The sequence below is a fragment of the Cryobacterium sp. W22_MBD10_FK3 genome (assembly GCF_052113745.1).
GTDB lineage: Bacteria > Actinomycetota > Actinomycetes > Actinomycetales > Microbacteriaceae > Cryobacterium.
The window spans coordinates 21125-39352 of record NZ_JBGQOH010000006.1 but is presented as its reverse complement, the minus strand read 5'-3'; the positions used below and the strand labels follow the sequence as shown (position 1 = coordinate 39352).

Genomic DNA, 18228 nt, shown 5'->3' with positions numbered 1-18228 from the left:
TAAGACAGGGGGCGCCAGCGGCACCCCCTGTCGGAGAGCGCTTTCTGGATTACTTGGCGGCGAGCGTGGCGAGGGTGCTTTCGCCGATGATGCCGTGTTCCCAACGACCCTCGTTCAGGTCCTTGGCGATCCGGCGGTACTTGTCGTCGCTCACGTTGTAGATGAAGTAGACGATGATGGCAGCGATGGTGAGAGCAACGGCCGGGTAGAGCGTCATCACGGCCTTGATGCCGAGCAGCGTCCCCTCCGACTGGCTGGTGGCCTGGGCGACGTAGCCAGAGACGGCCAGCATGCCGGCACCGACCAGGGCGGCCAGGGACTGCGAGACCTTGCGCGAGAAGCTGAAGGCCGCGTAGGTCATGCCTTCCCTGCGCACGCCGGTGTGCCATTCGCCGTAGTCGATGGTGTCGGAGACGAACGCCCAGGTGATGCCGTTCGGGATCGACAGGGCCACGTAACCGATGGTGACGAGGATCATGAAGGTCCACAGGTTGGTCGGGATGATGAAGTTCAAGCCGTTGGCGACAACCGCGACGGCGAAGCTGACCATGACGGTGCGCTTCTTGCCGAAGCGCACGACCAGCTTCGGGATGAACATGATGCCCACGATGGAGGCCCCGATCATCACGAAGTTGAGCACGGCCATCAGCGCGATGTTGCCGAGGTTGAACTGGGCGAAGAAGATCATCATCATGTTGTTCACGTTCATCGAGGAGATGGTGAACAGGCTCATCAGCACCAGGCCGAGCAGCGGGCGGTTGGTGAGCACGGCGCGGCCGTAGTCCTTGAGGCCCGTCTTCTCCCTATTGGCTTCGCGGTTCACGACAACGTGTTCCTTGGTGCCCTTGTAGCAGATCCAGAAGCAGATGATGCCGAGCACGGCCATGAGGATGGCGGCCCACATGTAGTTCGGTGCGGTGATCCCACCGAGCATCATCATGAACGGGATGAAGGCGATGCCGCAGATCCACTGGGCGCCGAGCGAACCGGCCTGGCGGGAGGTGGCGAGCTGGGCGCGCTCCTTGATGTTGCGGGTCATCACCGAGGCGAGCGAACCGTACGGGCCGTTGGCGAAGGAGAAGGTGGCGCCCCAGATGGCGTACGACACGGCGGCGAAGGCGATCTTCCAGCCCAGTGACACGTCGGGCATGGTGAAGGTGACCACGGTCATCACGCCCAGGATGACGGCGGAGACCATCATGACCGGGCGGAACTTTCCGCGCTTGCCGACCTTACGACCGTCGATGAAGAGCGCCGCGACAGTGTCCATCACGGCGTCGAAGAGCTTGACCAGAACGAAGATCAGCGCCACGACTGCCGGGCCGATGCCCGCGGTGTCGATCCAGAACTTGGTGAGGTAGACCTGGCCGAGGTCGAACATGAACCCGGTGCCGAGGTCACCGACCCCGTAGGCCACCTTCTCCTTCCCGGTCAGGGTTCCGGCAGCCTCGTCGGCTGCGACGACGGGCGCTGCGTCCGGGACGACGTCAATGTTGTCTTGGATACTCATGGGGCACTGTCACGCTTTCGGTTGTGATCATGGGTTCGTGCGGGCGACGTTGCCGTGAGCGGCAGGCCGGAAGGGTTCCAAGCGGCCTCCGGCGTCGCCGGGGCAGCAGGGAGGAGTGGGTCAGCCGAGGCTGATGCGAGCACCGATGGACGGTGGGGAGGGCCGAGTTGCGTGCGTGTTCACTGGTTCCTCCTCGTTGAGCTTCAGTGCCACGCTGGTGTTCCGCTGGGCGGAATGCATGGCCGTGGTACAGACATAGAATAAGTGCGACACGCCCGATGTAAACGGGACTAAAGTCCTATTTTCGCAAATCCGGTTCCGCGACCCGGTTAAATACTGGTATGTTGTTCCGCGACACGGAACGTGCGGTTTGACCGCAGCATCCGCCGGCAGATCACTCACATCTCCAGAGGAAATGAGAAAAACAATGCAGTTGCGTCATTCCACCAATCCCGCCCAAATCCGTAGTTTCGACACCAAGGCCCTGCGGGAGAACTACCTTGTCGAGGACCTCTTCGCCGATGACGAGTTCCGTGCCACCTATACCCACGAAGATCGCATAGTGCTCGGCGGCGCCCGCCCGGTGACCGGCCCGATCACCCTCGGCACCTTCGACCTGCTCCGCACCGACACGTTCTTCGAGAACCGCGAGGCGGGCATCGTCAACGTCGGCGGCGCCGGCACCATCACGGTCGACGGCACCGGCTACGACCTCGAGCCGGGTGCGTGCCTCTATATCGGCCGCGGTGTGACGGATGTGGTCTTCGCGAGCGCCGACGCGGCCGCACCGGCCTCGTTCTATCTGTTCTCCGCCACCGCCCACACGGCGTACCCCACCACGTTGGTGGGCAAGGGCAAGGGCACCGTGCGCGAGCTCGGCGACCCCACCACGTCGAACGAACGCACCATCAACCAGTACATCCACGCCAACGGCGTGCAGAGCTGCCAGGTCGTGATGGGCGTCACCGTGCTCAGCACCGGCAGCATGTGGAACTCCATGCCGGCGCACACCCACGACCGCCGCACGGAGTGCTACCTGTACTTCGACCTCGCCCCGGAGCACCGTGTGATCCACCTGATGGGTGAACCCACCGAGAGCCGCCACCTGGTCGTTGCCAACAACGAGGCCATCATCTCGCCCAGCTGGTCGCTGCACAGCGGCTTCGGCACGGGCAGCTACTCGTTCGTCTGGGCGATGGCCGGCGAGAACAAGGCCTTCGACGACATGGACCACGTGCAGCCGGCCGACCTGAGGTAACCGGTCAGCCGCCGCCCGGCTGGGCGCAGGAGTCATCCTCTGCTGTGCGCCCGGTGAGCCCGGTCAGAAGCTCCGGGGTCGGCGTCGGCGTCGGCGTCGGGGTCGGGGTCGGGGTGTCGGGCGGCACCGCGGCATCCGTGGCGACGGGGTCGGCCGCGGCGGCACCGTCGGGGATGTCAACCGGCGGATCGAGCGCGAGGGGTTCGTCGGTGCTCGGAGCCGGCGGGAGCGAGAACGGTTCGTCCGCGGCGATCTTGGCGAACATCGCATCGGCGAGGTCTCGCACCGGCACGACCTTTCCCGGAAAGGCCGGGTCCTCGGTGCTGCCGGGGTACTGCACGAAGACCAGCTTGTCGAGGTCGATGTCGGCCAGCGCCAGGGCCATCGAGACCATCGTGTCGGTGCGCGCCAGGCTGGTGGAGAGGCTGACGGTGCCTGCCGCGGCGTTGGCCAGGGCGTACAGCCTGGGGAGATCGGCGAGGGTGCCATTTCCCCGCACCGTGCGCAGGAGCGAGGCCAGGTACAGCTGTTGTGACGAGATGCGGGCCAGGTCGCTGCCGTCGCCCACACCGTGCCGGCTGCGGAGGAAGGCCAGGGCGGTCTCGCCCGCCACGATGCTCGTGCCGGCCGGCAGGGACAAGGCGGCCTTCGGGTCGTTCACCGGTTCGGTCAGGCAGATCGGCACGCCGCCGACCGCGTCGCTGAGGCGCACGACCCCGGCGAAGGAGACCAACCCCGCGTAGGGGATCTCCAGTCCGGTGAGTTCTTCCACGGTGCTGACCACGCACGGGAGCCCGCCTCGCCCCATGGCCTCGTTCACCGGCGCCGCCCCCAGTTCGCCGAAGACTTCACCGGTGCCGACATCGGTGCACTCGGGGTGCGACACCACGAGGTCCCGGGGAATGCTCACGACCACCGCATTCGAATGGTCGGCAGATACGTGCACCAGAATGTTCACGTCGTTCAGGGTGGTCTCCCGCACCCCGTAGGCCGCTCCCTGGGCCGAGTCGTTGTCGACGCCGACGATGAGGAGATTGAACCCGTTCTCATAGCTGCCGATGCCCGGCGGCCCCGCGTCACCCTCACCGGCGGCGCCGATGTCGATGGAGCGGGCGGAGACCGTGCTGCTGACCTGCCAGAACGTGAACGCCACCAGAACAGCCCCGCTGACCAGGATCACCGCCAGGCCCAGCGCCACAGCCTTCAGCAGCGTCGTCACGGCGTGTGACTTCTTCAGTCGCCCGTGCCGTGCGACGCCAATCGCCTGCCCTGATTCGGCCACCGGTCGCCCATCCCGTGCTCGATGCTGTTCACGGCACCGCGCGCTGCGGCGCCCGTCGCAGGGAGCATAGCCCGGCGAAGAGATCGAAACCATCTCTCCGCCGGGTACCGGGGCAGGCCGGCAGGGCCGGGCCTCCGGTGGCTGAACTAGATGGTGACGTCTCCGCGCCAGCCGCCGGTCTGGTGGGCGGGGTCTTCGACATAGGTCTTGAACTGCTTGAGGTCCTTACGGATCACGTGGTCGTCGACACCGAACACGGCGCCGACCTTCTCCAGAAAGCCTTCGGCTTCCCAATCCAGCTGAACGGTGACGCGGGACGTCGTGTCGCTCAGACGGTGGAAGGTGACCACGCCGGCGTGCTTCTCGTCGCCGGAAATGCTCTTCCAGGCCACCCGCTCGTCGGGGTGCTGCTCGGTGATCTCAGCATCGAACTCACGTTCGGCTCCGCCGACCTTCACCTTCCAGTGCGTGTGGGTGTCGTCGATCTGGGTGATGCTCTCGACGAAGTCGAGGAAATGCGGAAAAGTCTCGAACTGGGTCCACTGGTTGTACGCCGTTCGCACGGGAACGTCTACGTCGATCGTCTCGATTACCTGGGTCACGGGATGCATCCTCTATTCCTGAAAAGCGTGCGCCATCTCGCCGGAGATGTCTGGCGGACGGGTCACGCACGTGGTGGGCAGACTGGATGGAGCGAAGTGTTGGTCTAGCTATGACGCATCCGAGCGCCCATTCGTCACGGCGGCGGCCGGATTCGTCACGAATCCGGCCGCCGGAGGCGAGCTACGCCTTGCCGACCGGGCGGGTGGAGTCCTTCGCGGTGGCCTTCCGGGGCTTCCGGTCCTCGGCGCTGACCATCCAGATGTACTGCTCGAGCTTCAGAATGAACCCGTTCAAAATATCGGCGCTGGCCGGGTCTTCTTCATCAACGGCCTCGTGAACTTCGCGGATGTTGTCGACTGTTGCGGTCAACAGCGCCGTGACCAGGCCCACGGTTTCGGTGGTGTCGACCTCGCCGGCGGGGAACTTGGGCAGATGGGTGGTCTTGGTGACGGTCTCGGTGCGTCCGTCGGGCAGGGCGTCGAGCGCGCGCATCCGCTCGGCCAGCTCATCGGTGAAGATCCGGGCGTCATCGATGATCTCGTCGAGCTGCAGGTGCAGGTCGCGGAAGTTGGTGCCCACGACGCTCCAGTGCGCCTGCTTGCCCTGAACGTGCAGTTCGATCAGGTCGACGAGGACCGACTGCAGGTTGCTGCCGAGTTCTGCGGATGCCTTCATGGGGATTCCCTTCGTGACCGGCGGGAACGGGTTGGGGCCGAATGGTCAGCCGACGCTCCGCCTGTTTCTGAGAGCACACTAGCAGCGGCCGCCGACAGAATCGCCACTCAGCGCTTTCTCAGTTTTTGCCGGGATTCCGCGGCTATTCTGACCAAACATTCGGTGATTCATCCGAACAATCGCCGATCGAAAGAACCGAATGACTGCCGTCACGCCCCGCTCCCTGCCCTACCCGTTGGGTGCCACCCTCGTTGCGGGTGGCGTTGATATGGCGGTCTATTCCGAGACGGCCGACAGCATCGAGTTCTGCGCGTTCGACGAGACCGGCACAGAAACCCGCACGATTCTGACCGAGCGCACCGGCCACGTCTTTCACGGCATCGTTCCCGGCGCCGGCGTCGGCACCCGGTACGGCCTGCGGGTGCATGGACCCTGGGACCCGGCGAACGGCCTGCGCCACAACGCCCGCAAGCTCCTGCTCGACCCGCACGCCACCGCTGTCGAGGGCGACTATGCCTGGGGTCAGGAGGTTTCCGGACATGACCAGCAGAATCCCCAGGAAATGGACTCGAGCGATTCGGCCGGATCCACCCCACGTTGTGTCATCACCGACCCCGCCTTCGACTGGGCCGACGACTCCGCGCCGTGCACCCCGCTGGCCGACTCGGTGATCTACGAGGTGCACGTGAAGGGCTTCACCCAGACGCACCCTGACGTGCCCGAAGACATCCGCGGCACCTACGCGGGCCTGGCCAGCACGGCGGCCATCAAGCACTTCACCGACCTCGGCGTGACCGCCGTGGAGCTCATCCCGGTGCAGCAGTTCGTGCAGGACAGCCACCTGCAGGACAAGGGCCTGCGCAACTACTGGGGCTACAACACCATCGGCTTCTTCGCCCCGCACGGCGACTACGCCGCCGCCGGCGACGGCGGCGGCCAGGTGGCCGAGTTCAAGCAGATGGTCAAGGCACTGCACGCCGCCGGCCTCGAGGTGATTCTCGACGTGGTCTACAACCACACCGCCGAGGGCAACCACATGGGCCCGACCCTCTCGTTCAAGGGCATCGACAACGAGGCCTACTACCGGCTGGTGGAGGGCGACAGGGGCAACTACTTCGACACCACCGGCACCGGCAACAGCGTGAACGTGAGCCACCCGGCCGCGCTCGGCCTGATCATGGACTCGCTGCGCTACTGGGTCACCGAGATGCACGTCGACGGGTTTCGCTTCGACCTGGCCACCACCCTCACCCGGCAGGGCGGTGACGCCGAGCTGCACAGCGCCTTCCTCACCCTGATCCAGCAGGACCCGGTGCTCGCGCCGGTGAAGATGATCGCCGAGCCGTGGGACACCGCCGGCTACCAGGTCGGTGGTTTCCCGGCCGACTGGTCGGAGTGGAACGGCAAGTTCCGCGACGACGTGCGCGGCTTCTGGCACGGCAACGCGGCCCTGCTCAGCACCCTGTCCCAGCGGGTGCTCGGCAGCCCCGACGTGTACGAGGCCGACCGGCGCTCTCCGCTCTCCAGCGTGAATTTCGTCACCGCACACGACGGTTTCACCCTGGCCGACCTCACCATGTACGACGAGAAGCACAACGAGGCCAACGGCGAAGACAACAACGACGGCGAGAGCGACAACCAATCCACCAACAACGGCATCGAGGGCCCCACCGACGACGCCGAGGTGAACGAGCGCCGAGCCCGGATGCGCCGCAACCTCCTGGCCACCCTGCTGCTCTCCGCCGGTGTGCCCATGATCCTCGGCGGCGACGAGCTCGGTCGCAGCCAGGGCGGCAACAACAACGCCTACTGCCAGGACGACGAGATCTCCTGGTACGACTGGGCGAACACCGACGAGGATCTGCTCGCCTTCACCCGCAGCCTGGTGGCGCTCCGCCGTCAGAACCCGGCGCTCCGCCCCGCCTGGTTCCGGCAGGCGCCGCGCCCCGACACCGACACTCCCATCGGCACCGCTCCCGTCGACACCGTGCGAGTGCTGCGGGCCGATGCCGAGGAGTTCACCGACGCGGACTGGACCGACGACGACGCCCACGCCATCACCTTCGTGCTCGAGCACGCCGGATCGGACGCCTTCGCCCTGCTCCTGAACGCGGCCGCGAACGGGGTCGAGTTCACCATCCCCACCGCCCCGAACGGGGAATGGGAGCTGGCGTCTTCCAGCGACCCAGGTCAGCAGGTCAGCGCACCGGTGAGCACGCTGATCGTGCGGGACGGTTCGTTCACGCTGTTGCGCTCGCGCGTCTAAGGCTGCGGCTTGCGCTGGCGTTTCGGAGTCGGCCAAGATGGGAGCGCCGTCAGCGCCAATTTTTGGGGTTCGAGTGCTGAGGGCATCCGCCGATTATCGTGCGGGGCGCACACCGTTCTGCGTCCTGGACCCCAGCATCCGTTGAAAGGCACCGCCATGTCCCGCACAACTTCACGCCTGCGCACCAGTTTGATCGTGGCCGTCTTCGCCGTGGGGGCGCTCACCCTCTCCGGGTGCAGCGCGATCAGCGGCCTCTTCCCCAAGGAAGCGGCACGCGACGCCGAGACCCAGGAGATCAGCGAGGCGGGCGAGGCCGACGTCTTCACGCTCGCCGTCGGCGACTGCTTCAACGATCAGGAAGCCGATGAGATCGACAGCGTCGAGGCCATCCCGTGCTCCGACGCCCACGACTACGAGGCCTTCTTCGCCTTCGACGTGAGCGAAGACGAGACCTTCCCCGGCGACGAGGCCATCACCCAGGTTGCCGAAGAACGTTGCATGGCGGAATTCGCCACCTTCATCGGCAAGACCTACGAGGAGTCCACCCTGGACTTCAACTACCTCTCCCCCACCGAGGGCAGCTGGGAAAGCGGCGACCACGAGATCCTCTGCCTGGTCATGGGCCCGCAGAAGACCACCGGTTCGCTGGCCGGCACGGCCGTCTAACGAGGTTGCGTTCGACGGCACCGCGTCCGACGGCACCCCGCGGGGGCACACGGTCGGAGACGGTGCCGATTCCGAACGGCGTGCCGATTCCGAACGGCACAGAAAACTCTTAGCCGGCGTGCAGCCCACGTGCAGCCGACAGGGCGTACGGTTGCTCTTGGAGTTCCCCCACTCCACGATTGGCCCCGGTGCCAGCTCCCTTTCCCCCGAAGCGCGAGCGGCACCGGGGCTTTTTCATGCCCGGGCTACGGCGTTGTGGTGCGGGGCGGTTCTCGGTGCGCCGCGGGTACAGCGCCCCGCCGCTCACCGTTAGAGCGCGGGCAGCACGGCGGTGTTCGAGGCGCCGTGGAACGTGACCGCGTCGGTCACCAGGCGCCCAACTCGTGCGCCTGCCCAGACAAGGCGTTAGGGGTTCGTTAGGAAACGGCTGGGCGGCGTCGCGCGGGTGTGTACTCGATTCCGTGCTCGAGCAGAGCACAGGTTGCAGCCGGTGTTCCGGCGGCCTAGGAATGGAGAGAATCGACATGCTCGACCTTGTCTACGTGCTCGGCGTGATCGCCGTGTTCGCACTGATCGGCGCCGCCGCCCGGGGGGTGGCGAAGCTGTGATCGTCTTCGATGTGATCGCCGCGCTGCTCGCCGTAGCGGCGCTGGGCTATCTCGTGCTGGCCCTCGTGAAACCGGAGCGGTTCTAGTGCCGGTCTGGCTGGGCATCCTGCAGGCCCTCACCCTGGTGGCCGTGCTCGCGGCGATCTACCGGCCGCTCGGCGACTACATGGCCACGATCTACACCTCGCACCGCGACCTGCGCATCGAGCGCGGCTTCTACCGCCTGATCGGGGTGGATGCCCGCGGCCAGCAGACCTGGGCGGCGTACCTCCGCAGCGTGCTCGCGTTCTCTCTCGTCGGGGTGCTGTTCGTCTACGCCATCCAGCGCGCCCAGGCCGTGCTGCCCTACTCGCTCGGCTTCGACGCCGTGCCGGAGGGGCTCTCGTTCAACACCGCGGTGTCGTTCGTCACCAACACCAACTGGCAGTCCTACTCCCCCGACGTCACCCTGGGCTACTCGGTGCAGATCCTCGGCCTCGCGGTGCAGAACTTCGTCTCCTCCGCCGTGGGCCTCGCCGTGGCGATCGCCCTGGTGCGCGGCCTGATGCTGCGCCGCTCCGGCACGATCGGCAACTTCTGGGTGGACCTCACCCGCGGCGTGCTGCGCCTGCTGCTGCCGCTGTCGGTTCTCGCCGCCATCGTGCTGCTGGCCGGCGGGGTCATCCAGAACTTCACCGGGTTCACCGATGTGACCACGCTCACCGGAGCCACCCAGTCGATCCCCGGCGGGCCGGCGGCCTCGCAGGAGGCGGTCAAGCTGCTCGGCACCAACGGTGGCGGCTTCTTCAACGCCAACTCGGCGCATCCGTTCGAGAACCCCACCGGCTTCACCAACCTGTTCCAGGTTGTGCTGATGCTGGCGATCCCGTTCAGCCTGCCGCGCACCTTCGGCACCATGGTCGGCGACAAGCGCCAGGGCTACACGATCCTGGCCACCATGGCCACGATCTTCGTGCTCTCCCTCACCGCGCTCACCCTGCTCGAACTGAACGGCGCCGGCACCGCACCCGGGCTGGCCGGGGCTTCGATGGAAGGCAAGGAGACCCGGTTCGGCATCTGGGGCTCTGCCCTGTTCGCCACCACGTCGACCCTCACCTCCACGGGCGCGGTCAACTCGATGCACGACTCGTACACGTCGCTTGGCGGCATGCTGCCGATGCTCAACATGATGCTCGGCGAGGTCGCCCCCGGCGGCACCGGTTCCGGCCTCTACGGCATGCTCATCCTCGCGGTGATCGCGGTATTCGTGGCCGGCCTGCTGGTGGGCCGCACCCCGGAATACCTGGGCAAGAAGATCGGGCCGCGGGAAATCAAGCTGGCCAGCCTGTACATCCTGGTCACCCCCACCCTGGTGCTCGCCGGCACCGCGCTGAGCTTCGCGGTCCCCGCCGTGCGAGCGGATGTGGAGGCCACGTCGATCTGGAACCCCGGCCTGCACGGTCTCTCCGAGGTGCTCTACGCGTTCACCTCCGCGGCCAACAACAACGGTTCGGCCTTCGCCGGCCTCACCGCCAACACCCCGTGGTTCAACACCGCGCTCGGCGTGGCCATGCTGCTCGGCCGGTTCCTGCCCATCGTGTTCGTACTCGCCCTGGCCGGCTCGTTCGCCGCGCAAGACAAGGTGCCGGCCACGGCGGGCACCCTGCCCACCAACCGGCCGCAGTTCGTCGGCCTCCTGATCGGCGTCACGCTCATCATCACCGCACTCACCTATTTCCCCGTACTCGCGCTGGGTCCCCTGGCGGAAGGGCTGCAGTAAGCCATGACCACACTGATAACCACCCCCGACAGCCCGACCGCCCCCGTGAGCCCGAAGCCCGCACCGAAGAAGGCGATCAGCGCCGGCCAGCTCGTGGCCGCGCTGCCCGGAGCGGTGCGGAAGCTCGACCCGCGCCTGATGTGGCGGAACCCGGTGATGTTCATCGTCGAAATCGGCGCCGTGCTCACCACCGCGCTCGCGATCTGCGAACCGTTCCTCGGCGGGCCCGCCGACTCCGGCGGCAGCGCCGTGCCCGGCTCGTTCGCCGTGGGCATCGCGGTGTGGCTCTGGCTCACCGTGATCTTCGCCAACCTGGCCGAGTCCGTGGCCGAGGGCCGCGGCAAGGCGCAGGCCGACAGCCTGCGCCAGACCCGCACGAGCACCAACGCCACCCAGGTGCTGGACTACAACGCGGGCACCAACCCCGGGGCGGAGGGCGCCCCGGTTCGCTCGATCTCGTCGGCCGATCTCACCCTGGGTGACACCGTGATCGTCGTGGCCGGCGAGCTCGTGCCGGGCGACGGTGACATCGTGTGGGGCATCGCCTCCATCGACGAATCCGCCATCACCGGCGAATCCGCGCCGGTGGTGCGGGAATCCGGCGGCGACCGCTCCGCTGTCACCGGCGGTACACGGGTGCTCTCCGACCGGATCGTGGTGCGCATCACGAGCAAACCGGGCGAGACCTTCGTCGACCGCATGATCGCCCTCGTGGAGGGCGCCGCCCGGCAGAAGACCCCGAACGAACTCGCGTTGAACATCCTGCTGGCCAGCCTGTCGATCGTGTTCCTGGTGGTGGTGCTCACCCTCAACCCGATCGCGAGCTACTCCGCCGCCACCGTGAGCCTGCCCGTGTTGATCGCCCTGCTGGTCTGCCTGATCCCCACCACCATCGGCGCACTGCTCTCGGCGATCGGCATTGCCGGCATGGACCGGCTCGTGCAGCGGAACGTGCTGGCCATGTCGGGCCGCGCGGTCGAGGCCGCCGGCGATGTCACCATCCTGCTGCTCGACAAGACCGGCACCATCACCTACGGCAACCGGCAGGCCCGCGAGTTCACGCCACTGACCGGCGTGACCGAGGCCGAGCTGGTGCGAGCGGCGGCGCTCTCGTCGCTGAGCGACCCCACCCCGGAGGGCAAGTCGATCGTCGACCTCGCCGCCGAGCGCGGATTCCACCGACCGGACAGCCTGGCGGGCGACATCGTGCCGTTCACCGCGCAAACCCGCATGAGCGGGATCGACTTCGCCGGCGGGCAGATCCGCAAGGGCGCCGGCTCCGCCGTGCTGGCCTGGGTGGGCGAGGCCGGACCGGTGGCCGACACCGTGCTGGCCGAGCTGACCGCGGAGGTGGAACGGGTTTCCCGGCTGGGCGGCACGCCGCTCGTGGTCGCCACCGGTTCGGCATCCGGCGAGCGCACCGTCCTCGGCGTGGTCTATCTCAAGGACATCGTCAAGGAGGGCATGAAGGAGCGCTTCGCCGAGCTTCGCTCGATGGGCATCCGCACCGTCATGGTCACCGGCGACAACGCCCTCACCGCCACCACCATCGCGGCCGAGGCCGGCGTCGACGACTTCCTCGCCGAGGCCACCCCGGAGGACAAGCTCGCCCTCATTCGCCGGGAACAGGAGGGCGGCAACCTCGTGGCGATGACCGGCGACGGCACCAACGACGCGCCCGCCCTGGCCCAGGCCGACGTGGGCGTGGCGATGAACACCGGCACCTCCGCCGCGAAGGAGGCCGGCAACATGGTCGACCTCGACTCCGACCCCACCAAGCTGATCGACATCGTGCGGATCGGCAAGCAACTGCTGATCACCCGCGGTGCGCTCACCACGTTCTCGATCGCCAACGACATCGCCAAGTACTTCGCGATCATCCCGGCCATGTTCGCCGGGGTGTTCCCGGGCCTCGCCGTGCTGAACATCATGCAGCTGAGCTCCCCGGCATCGGCGATCCTGTCGGCGATCATCTTCAACGCCATCATCATCGTCGTGCTGATCCCGCTGGCCCTCCGCGGCGTGAAATACCGCGCGGCGAGCGCCGCCAGCGTGCTCGGCCGCAACCTGCTGATCTACGGGCTCGGCGGGGTGATCGCCCCGTTCCTGGGCATCAAGCTGATCGACCTCGTCGTGTCGCTGCTGCCGGGATTCTGACCGTGCGCAACTCTTCCTCCCGCCAACCGAAATGGACGTCCCGCTCATGAGCACCACCCGCACCCGCACCGGCACCAGGCAGTACGGGGTGGCCGTGCGCGCCATGCTCGTCTTCACCGTGGTGCTCGGCCTGGCCTACCCGCTGGCCATCACCCTGATCGGCCAGGTGGCGCTGCCCGCCCAGGCCAACGGATCGCTCGCCCGCAGCTCCGGCGAGGTCGTCGGCTCCAACCTGATCGGGCAGTCCTTCACGGATGCCGACGGCGCGGCCAGGCCCGAATGGTTCCAGTCCCGGCCGTCCGCGGCCGGCGCCGGCTACGACGCGGCCGCCTCCAGCGGCAGCAACTGGGGGCCGGAGAACGCCGACCTGATCCAGGCGATCGACGACCGCCAGGCCGCGATCAGCGCGCTGGACGGCGTGCCGGTCGCCGAGATCCCGGCGGACGCGGTCACCGCATCCGCCTCCGGGCTCGACCCCGAGATCAGCCCGGCCTACGCCCGGCTGCAGGTGGACCGGGTCGCCGCGGCCCGCGACCTGCCCGAAGCCGACGTGCGCGCGCTGGTGGACGCGGCCGAACAGGGGCCCGACCTTGGGTATCTCGGCGAACCGACCGTGAATGTGCTCAACTTGAACCTCGCACTCGCACAGCTCGAGTCGGAGCAGGGAAAGGGCTAGCCCATGAAACGCGGTCGTCTGCGCGTGCTGCTCGGCGCCGCCCCCGGCGTGGGCAAGACCTACAGCATGCTCGACGAGGGCCGCCGGCTGCAGGACGAGGGCCGGGACGTGGCCGTCGCGATCGTGGAAACCCACGGTCGCGCGGCCACCGCCCGCATGGTCGAGGGCCTCGAGGTGCTGCCCAGGTCGACCGTGGCGCACCGCGGCATCGAACTGACCGAACTCGACCTGGCCGGGGTCCTCGCCCGGCACCCCGACGTGGCCCTGGTCGACGAACTCGCGCACACGAACGCGCCCGGCTCGCTGCACGCCAAGCGCTACCAAGACGTCGAGGACCTGCTCGCGGCGGGTATCGACGTGATCTCCACCGTCAACATCCAGCACATCGAATCGCTGGGTGACGTGGTGCAGCAGATCACCGGGGTGCCCCAGCGCGAGACGCTGCCGGATGCGGTGCTGCGCGGCGCCGACCAGGTGGAGGTCATCGACCTGGCCCCGCAGGCGCTGCGGGACCGGCTCGCCGAGGGCAACGTCTACCCGGCGGCCCGCATCGACGCGGCACTGTCGAACTACTTTCGGCTGGGCAACCTCACCGCTCTGCGCGAGCTGGCTTTGCTCTGGCTGGCCGACGAGGTCGACACCGCGCTGCAGAGCTACCGGGCCGAACATGGCATCTCCAACAAGTGGGAGGCCCGTGAGCGGGTGGTTGTAGCCCTCACCGGCGGCCCGGAGGGCGAGACCCTCATTCGCCGCGGCGCTCGCATCGCGGCCCGTTCGGCCGGCGGAGAACTCATCGCCGCCCACGTGATCAGCCCGGACGGCTTGGCCACGCCGCATCCGGGCGCCCTGGCCGCGCAGCGCGCGCTGGTGGAGGAACTCGGCGGCAGCTACCACCAGGTCGTCGGCGACGACGTTCCCCGGGCGCTGGTGGAGTTCGCCCGCGCCGCCAACGCCACCCAGCTGGTGATCGGCGTCAGCCGCCGGCCCCGGCTCGCCGCGGCGCTCTCCGGCCCGGGCATCGGCGCCACCATCACCCGCGAGTCCGGCGACATCGACGTGCACATCGTCACCCACTCGGCCGCAGGCGGCACCTTCGCCCTGCCCCGGCTGGGCGGCTCGCTCACCGCGAGACGCCGGCTGGCCGGTTTTGCGCTGGCCCTGGCCGGCGGGCCGCTGCTCACCTGGCTGCTCGTCACCTTCCGCAGCGAGGAGTCGATCACGAGCGACGTGCTCAGCTACCAGCTGCTCGTGGTGGTGGTCGCCCTCGTGGGCGGGGTCTGGCCGGCCCTGTTCGCGGCGCTGCTCTCCGGGCTCACGCTGGACTATTTCCTGGTGCAGCCGCTCTACACGATCACGGTGGCCGAGCCGCTGCACCTGTTCGCGCTCTCGCTCTATCTGGTCAACGCCATGCTGGTGAGCTACGTCGTGGACCAGGCCGCCCGGCGCACCCGCACGGCCCGGCGGGCCGCGGCCGAATCCGAGCTGCTCGCCACCGTGGCCGGCAGCGTGCTGCGCGGCGAGGACGCCGTGCAGGCCCTGGTCACCCGCACCCGGGAGGCATTCGGGCTCAGCCGGGTGCGGCTGCTCGCCGACGGCGTGGTGCTGGTCGAGGCCGGTGGGGCGGATGCGCAGGACGCGGCGGGCGTGGCCGGTGCCGGCGTTGCGGCGGTGGCGGGCACGCCGGTGACCTCGGCCACTCCGGCCACTCCGGCCACTCCGGCCACGACAGTGCCCATCGGCAGCCGGGCCAGCCTGGAACTCTACGGACCCGACCTCGCCGCTTCCGAGCGTCGGCTGCTCAGCGTCATCGCCAGCCAGATCGACGCCGCCCTGGAGCACCGGGATCTCGCCCAGACCGCCAGCGAGATCGGGCCGCTGGCCGAGGCCGACCGTATGCGCAGCGCCCTGCTCGCCGCCGTCGGGCACGACCTGCGCCGGCCGCTCGCCGCCGCGACCACCGCGATCAGCGGGCTGCGCGCCACCGACATCACCCTGGCCGACACCGACCGCACCGAGCTGCTGGCCACGGCCGGCGAGAGCCTCGACACGCTCGCGTCGCTCGTGACCAATCTGCTCGACGTGAGCCGGTTGCAGGCCGGAGCGCTGGCCGTGTCGCTCGGGCCCGTGGACCTGGCCGACGTGGTGCTGCCCGCGCTCGACGAGCTCGGCCTGGGGCCAGACGCCGTGGAACTCGACCTGCCCGCAGACCTCGCCCCGGTGCTCGCCGACCCCGGCCTGCTGCAGCGGGCCGTGGTGAACCTGCTCAGCAACGCCCTGCGCTTCTCCCCGGCCGGCACGCCGACCCGGGTCTCGGCCAGCCGGTTCGCCGACACCGTGCAGCTGCGCATCATGGACCGGGGCCCCGGCATCCCCGCCGATCGGCGCGGCGACGTGTTCGTGCCGTTCCAACGGCTCGGCGACACCGACAACAGCACCGGCCTGGGCCTCGGGCTCGCGCTGTCGAAAGGGTTCGTGGAGGGCATGGGCGGCACCCTCGAGGCCGACGACACCCCCGGCGGCGGCCTCACCATGGTGATCACACTGCCCGCCGTCGGGCCCACCCCGCCCCCGGCCGGCGCATCCCCCCCGAGCGGCGAGGTCACCGAATGAGAATCCTGATCGCCGACGACGACCCGCAGATCCTGCGGGCGCTGCGCATCACGCTCGGCGCCCGCGGCTACGAGATCGTCACCGCCCACGACGGCACCAGTGCCCTGGCGGCCGTGGTGGAGTACCACCCCGACCTGGTGATGCTCGATCTCGGCATGCCCAACCTCGACGGCCTCGCCGTGATCGACTCGGTGCGCGGCTGGAACAGTGTGCCGATCCTGGTGGTGAGCGGCCGCAGCGGTGCCTCCGACAAGGTGGAGGCCCTCGACCGGGGCGCAGACGACTACGTCACCAAGCCGTTCTCGATCGACGAACTGCTGGCCCGCATCCGCGCCCTCACCCGGCGGATGCCCACCAGCGGCGACGAACCCGTCGTCACCTTCGGCGCCATCACCGTGGACCTGCCGGCCAAGAACATCGTGCGGGCCGGCCCCGCCGGGCCGGAACACGTGCGGCTCACCCCCACCGAGTGGCAGATCCTGGAACTGCTGCTGCGCACCCCGGGCAAGCTCGTGACCCGGCAGGCCCTCTACGCCGAGGTCTGGGGGCAACACAAGATGACCGACACCGGTTACCTGCGGCTCTACCTGGCCCAACTGCGCAAGAAGCTCGAGCCGGACCCGGCCCATCCGCGCTACCTGCTCACCGAGGCCGGCATGGGTTACCGCTTCGCACCCGACCCGGCGCCCGCCACTCCCTGACCCGCCCGCGGGCGCCCGGCCGCGCAATCTGCGGGTCAGGGCCGCGCGATCTGCGGGTCAGGGCCGCGCGATCTGCGGGTCAGGCGCCGCTATGCCGGTGGCGCGCCACCCGCATAGCGGCGCCTTGCCCGCGTACCGGCAGTCAGGGTGCGCGTCGCTAGACTCCCAGAAAGACGCGCTTCGGCGCTGATGGGGGATTTGTGGGAACGACAGCGAGCGCGCGCGAGTCCGACGTCCTGTTCGACGAGATTCTCGCGGACGGGCTGATCAGCAGCCGGTTCCAGCCCATCGTGCATCTGGAGTCCGGCGACGCCGTGGCCTACGAGGCCCTCAGCCGCGGCCCCGTCGACACCCCGTTCCACAACCCGGCTGCGCTCTTCGACCGGGCCCACGAGCTTGGCCGCGTCTCCGACCTCGACCTGGCCTGCTGGCGCTCCAGCGTGCGCACAGCCACCGAGCAGGGTTTCACCGCGCCGCACTCGCTCTTCGTCAATGTGGAACCCAGTTCCCTGCGCCGAGCCGACCTCGTGGACGCCCCGCACCCACCTGCCCCCTCCGTGCTCGAGGTCACCGAACGGGCGCTGTTGGCGAACCCGGCCGGACTGTTCTTCGCCATCGACCGGGCCAGGGCGCTGGGCTACCGCATCGCCATCGACGACCTCGGCGCCGAACCGGCATCGCTCGCCCTGTTGCCCCTGCTGGCGCCCGACCTGATCAAACTCGACATGGCGCTCATCCGCGAACGGCCCGACCAGGATGCCGCGCGGGTGATGAGCGCCGTCGCCGCGCACGCCGAACGCACCGGCGCCGTGGTGCTCGCCGAGGGCATCGAAACCGAGGAGCACCGGGTCACCGCCCTCGCGCTCGGGGCCACATACGGGCAGGGTTGGCTTTTCGGCCGGCCGGTCGCCGAGGTGTCCGACGCCGCCGGCCTCGCCGGCATCAGCTTCCCCGACCAGCCCGTGGCCCCCTCGGCACCGAGGGGCACCCCGTACGAGGTGGTGGCGCCGCTCCGCAGCCCGCGTCCGTCCAACCGGGCGCTGCTGGTGCAGATGAGCATCTTCCTCGAGTCCCGCGCGCAGGCCAGCGGAGACTCCGCCGTGGTGCTCTCGACCTTCCAGCACCACACCAACCTCACGCCGGCCACGCGCAGGCGGTACGAGGAACTCGGCGGAACGGCCGGCCTGGTGGCGGTGTACCTCGCCGGCGAGCCCGTGCTCGAGACCGGCAGCCGCATCCGGGTGGGCCAGATCGCCCCGGCCGACCCGCTGCTCGACGAGTGGGACATCGTGGTGCTCACCGCGGATTTCGCCGCCGTTCTGGCCGCCCGCGAGGTCGACCCCCACAACCACGCCGAGGGCTCCTACGAGTTCGTGCTCACCCACGACCGCGACCTCGCCACCGCCGCCGCGCTCACCCTGATCAATCGGTTGCCTGCCTGACCGGCACGAATCCGA

The 18228-nt window shown here is 68.7% G+C and carries 14 protein-coding genes; 10 read left to right on the top strand and 4 right to left on the bottom strand.

What is annotated here, in order from left to right:
• Nucleotides 1-49: 49 nt before the first annotated feature.
• Nucleotides 50-1510: a glycoside-pentoside-hexuronide (GPH):cation symporter gene (locus ACEN2M_RS08205; protein WP_441647627.1), complete on the bottom strand. Its 1461-nt coding sequence runs from the start codon at nt 1508-1510 to the stop codon at nt 50-52.
• Between the two features lie 427 nt (nt 1511-1937).
• Here ACEN2M_RS08205 and kduI point away from each other — a divergent pair, with 427 nt between their 5' ends.
• Complete coding sequence (gene kduI, locus ACEN2M_RS08200; protein WP_441647626.1) at nt 1938-2768, top strand: 5-dehydro-4-deoxy-D-glucuronate isomerase; 831 nt, start codon at nt 1938-1940, stop codon at nt 2766-2768.
• Nucleotides 2769-2772: 4 nt separating this feature from the next.
• Here kduI and ACEN2M_RS08195 read toward each other — a convergent pair whose 3' ends face one another.
• The 3 genes from ACEN2M_RS08195 to ACEN2M_RS08185 form a co-directional block, all read right to left on the bottom strand.
• Entirely contained in the window at nt 2773-3987 is a 1215-nt protein-coding gene (locus tag ACEN2M_RS08195; protein WP_441647625.1) for an LCP family protein, read from the bottom strand.
• A 209-nt stretch (nt 3988-4196) separates the two neighbouring features.
• Nucleotides 4197-4652, bottom strand: coding sequence for an SRPBCC family protein (locus ACEN2M_RS08190; protein WP_441647624.1), 456 nt, complete (start codon nt 4650-4652; stop codon nt 4197-4199).
• A gap of 181 nt (nt 4653-4833) precedes the next feature.
• On the bottom strand, nt 4834-5328 hold the full coding sequence (locus ACEN2M_RS08185) for a Dps family protein (protein WP_441647623.1): 495 nt from the start codon (nt 5326-5328) through the stop codon (nt 4834-4836).
• Between the two features lie 199 nt (nt 5329-5527).
• Between ACEN2M_RS08185 and glgX the strand changes: the two genes are divergently transcribed.
• The 9 genes from glgX to ACEN2M_RS08140 all read left to right on the top strand — a co-directional run bounded on the left by glgX (nt 5528) and on the right by ACEN2M_RS08140 (nt 18213).
• Nucleotides 5528-7594: a glycogen debranching protein GlgX gene (gene glgX / locus ACEN2M_RS08180; protein ID WP_441647622.1), complete on the top strand. Its 2067-nt coding sequence runs from the start codon at nt 5528-5530 to the stop codon at nt 7592-7594.
• Nucleotides 7595-7750: 156 nt separating this feature from the next.
• On the top strand, nt 7751-8260 hold the full coding sequence (locus tag ACEN2M_RS08175; protein ID WP_441647621.1) for a septum formation family protein: 510 nt from the start codon (nt 7751-7753) through the stop codon (nt 8258-8260).
• A 604-nt stretch (nt 8261-8864) separates the two neighbouring features.
• The gene (locus ACEN2M_RS08170; RefSeq protein ID WP_441647620.1) at nt 8865-8954 is read left to right on the top strand and encodes a potassium-transporting ATPase subunit F; all 90 of its coding nucleotides are present in this window, start codon (nt 8865-8867) and stop codon (nt 8952-8954) included.
• Nucleotides 8954-10627 carry a potassium-transporting ATPase subunit KdpA gene (kdpA, locus tag ACEN2M_RS08165; protein ID WP_441647619.1) on the top strand — a complete coding sequence of 558 codons (1674 nt, stop codon included), beginning with the start codon at nt 8954-8956 and terminating at the stop codon, nt 10625-10627. Before ACEN2M_RS08170 ends, kdpA begins: the two co-directional genes overlap by 1 nt.
• A 3-nt stretch (nt 10628-10630) precedes the next feature.
• Nucleotides 10631-12784, top strand: coding sequence for a potassium-transporting ATPase subunit KdpB (gene kdpB, locus ACEN2M_RS08160; protein ID WP_441647618.1), 2154 nt, complete (start codon nt 10631-10633; stop codon nt 12782-12784).
• A gap of 46 nt (nt 12785-12830) precedes the next feature.
• The gene (gene kdpC, locus ACEN2M_RS08155; RefSeq protein WP_441647617.1) at nt 12831-13460 is read left to right on the top strand and encodes a potassium-transporting ATPase subunit KdpC; all 630 of its coding nucleotides are present in this window, start codon (nt 12831-12833) and stop codon (nt 13458-13460) included.
• A 3-nt stretch (nt 13461-13463) separates the two neighbouring features.
• Complete coding sequence (locus ACEN2M_RS08150; RefSeq protein ID WP_441647616.1) at nt 13464-16070, top strand: ATP-binding protein; 2607 nt, start codon at nt 13464-13466, stop codon at nt 16068-16070.
• Nucleotides 16067-16771, top strand: coding sequence for a response regulator (locus ACEN2M_RS08145; protein WP_441647615.1), 705 nt, complete (start codon nt 16067-16069; stop codon nt 16769-16771). Before ACEN2M_RS08150 ends, ACEN2M_RS08145 begins: the two co-directional genes overlap by 4 nt.
• Before the next feature lie 200 nt (nt 16772-16971).
• Nucleotides 16972-18213 (top strand): sensor domain-containing phosphodiesterase, encoded by a 1242-nt coding sequence (locus ACEN2M_RS08140; RefSeq protein ID WP_441647614.1) that lies wholly within the window; start codon nt 16972-16974, stop codon nt 18211-18213.
• Nucleotides 18214-18228 lie beyond the last annotated feature (15 nt).

Bases quoted from the DNA above. Each gene is read 5' to 3' on its own strand.
- ACEN2M_RS08185 (WP_441647623.1), bottom strand. From the start codon at position 5,328: ATGAAGGCATCCGCAGAACTCGGCAGCAACCTGCAGTCGGTCCTCGTC.
- kduI (WP_441647626.1), top strand. From the start codon at position 1,938: ATGCAGTTGCGTCATTCCACCAATCCCGCCCAAATCCGTAGTTTCGAC.
- ACEN2M_RS08145 (WP_441647615.1), top strand. From the start codon at position 16,067: ATGAGAATCCTGATCGCCGACGACGACCCGCAGATCCTGCGGGCGCTG.
- kdpB (WP_441647618.1), top strand. From the start codon at position 10,631: ATGACCACACTGATAACCACCCCCGACAGCCCGACCGCCCCCGTGAGC.
- ACEN2M_RS08175 (WP_441647621.1), top strand. From the start codon at position 7,751: ATGTCCCGCACAACTTCACGCCTGCGCACCAGTTTGATCGTGGCCGTC.
- ACEN2M_RS08150 (WP_441647616.1), top strand. From the start codon at position 13,464: ATGAAACGCGGTCGTCTGCGCGTGCTGCTCGGCGCCGCCCCCGGCGTG.
- ACEN2M_RS08205 (WP_441647627.1), bottom strand. From the start codon at position 1,510: ATGAGTATCCAAGACAACATTGACGTCGTCCCGGACGCAGCGCCCGTC.
- kdpC (WP_441647617.1), top strand. From the start codon at position 12,831: ATGAGCACCACCCGCACCCGCACCGGCACCAGGCAGTACGGGGTGGCC.
- glgX (WP_441647622.1), top strand. From the start codon at position 5,528: ATGACTGCCGTCACGCCCCGCTCCCTGCCCTACCCGTTGGGTGCCACC.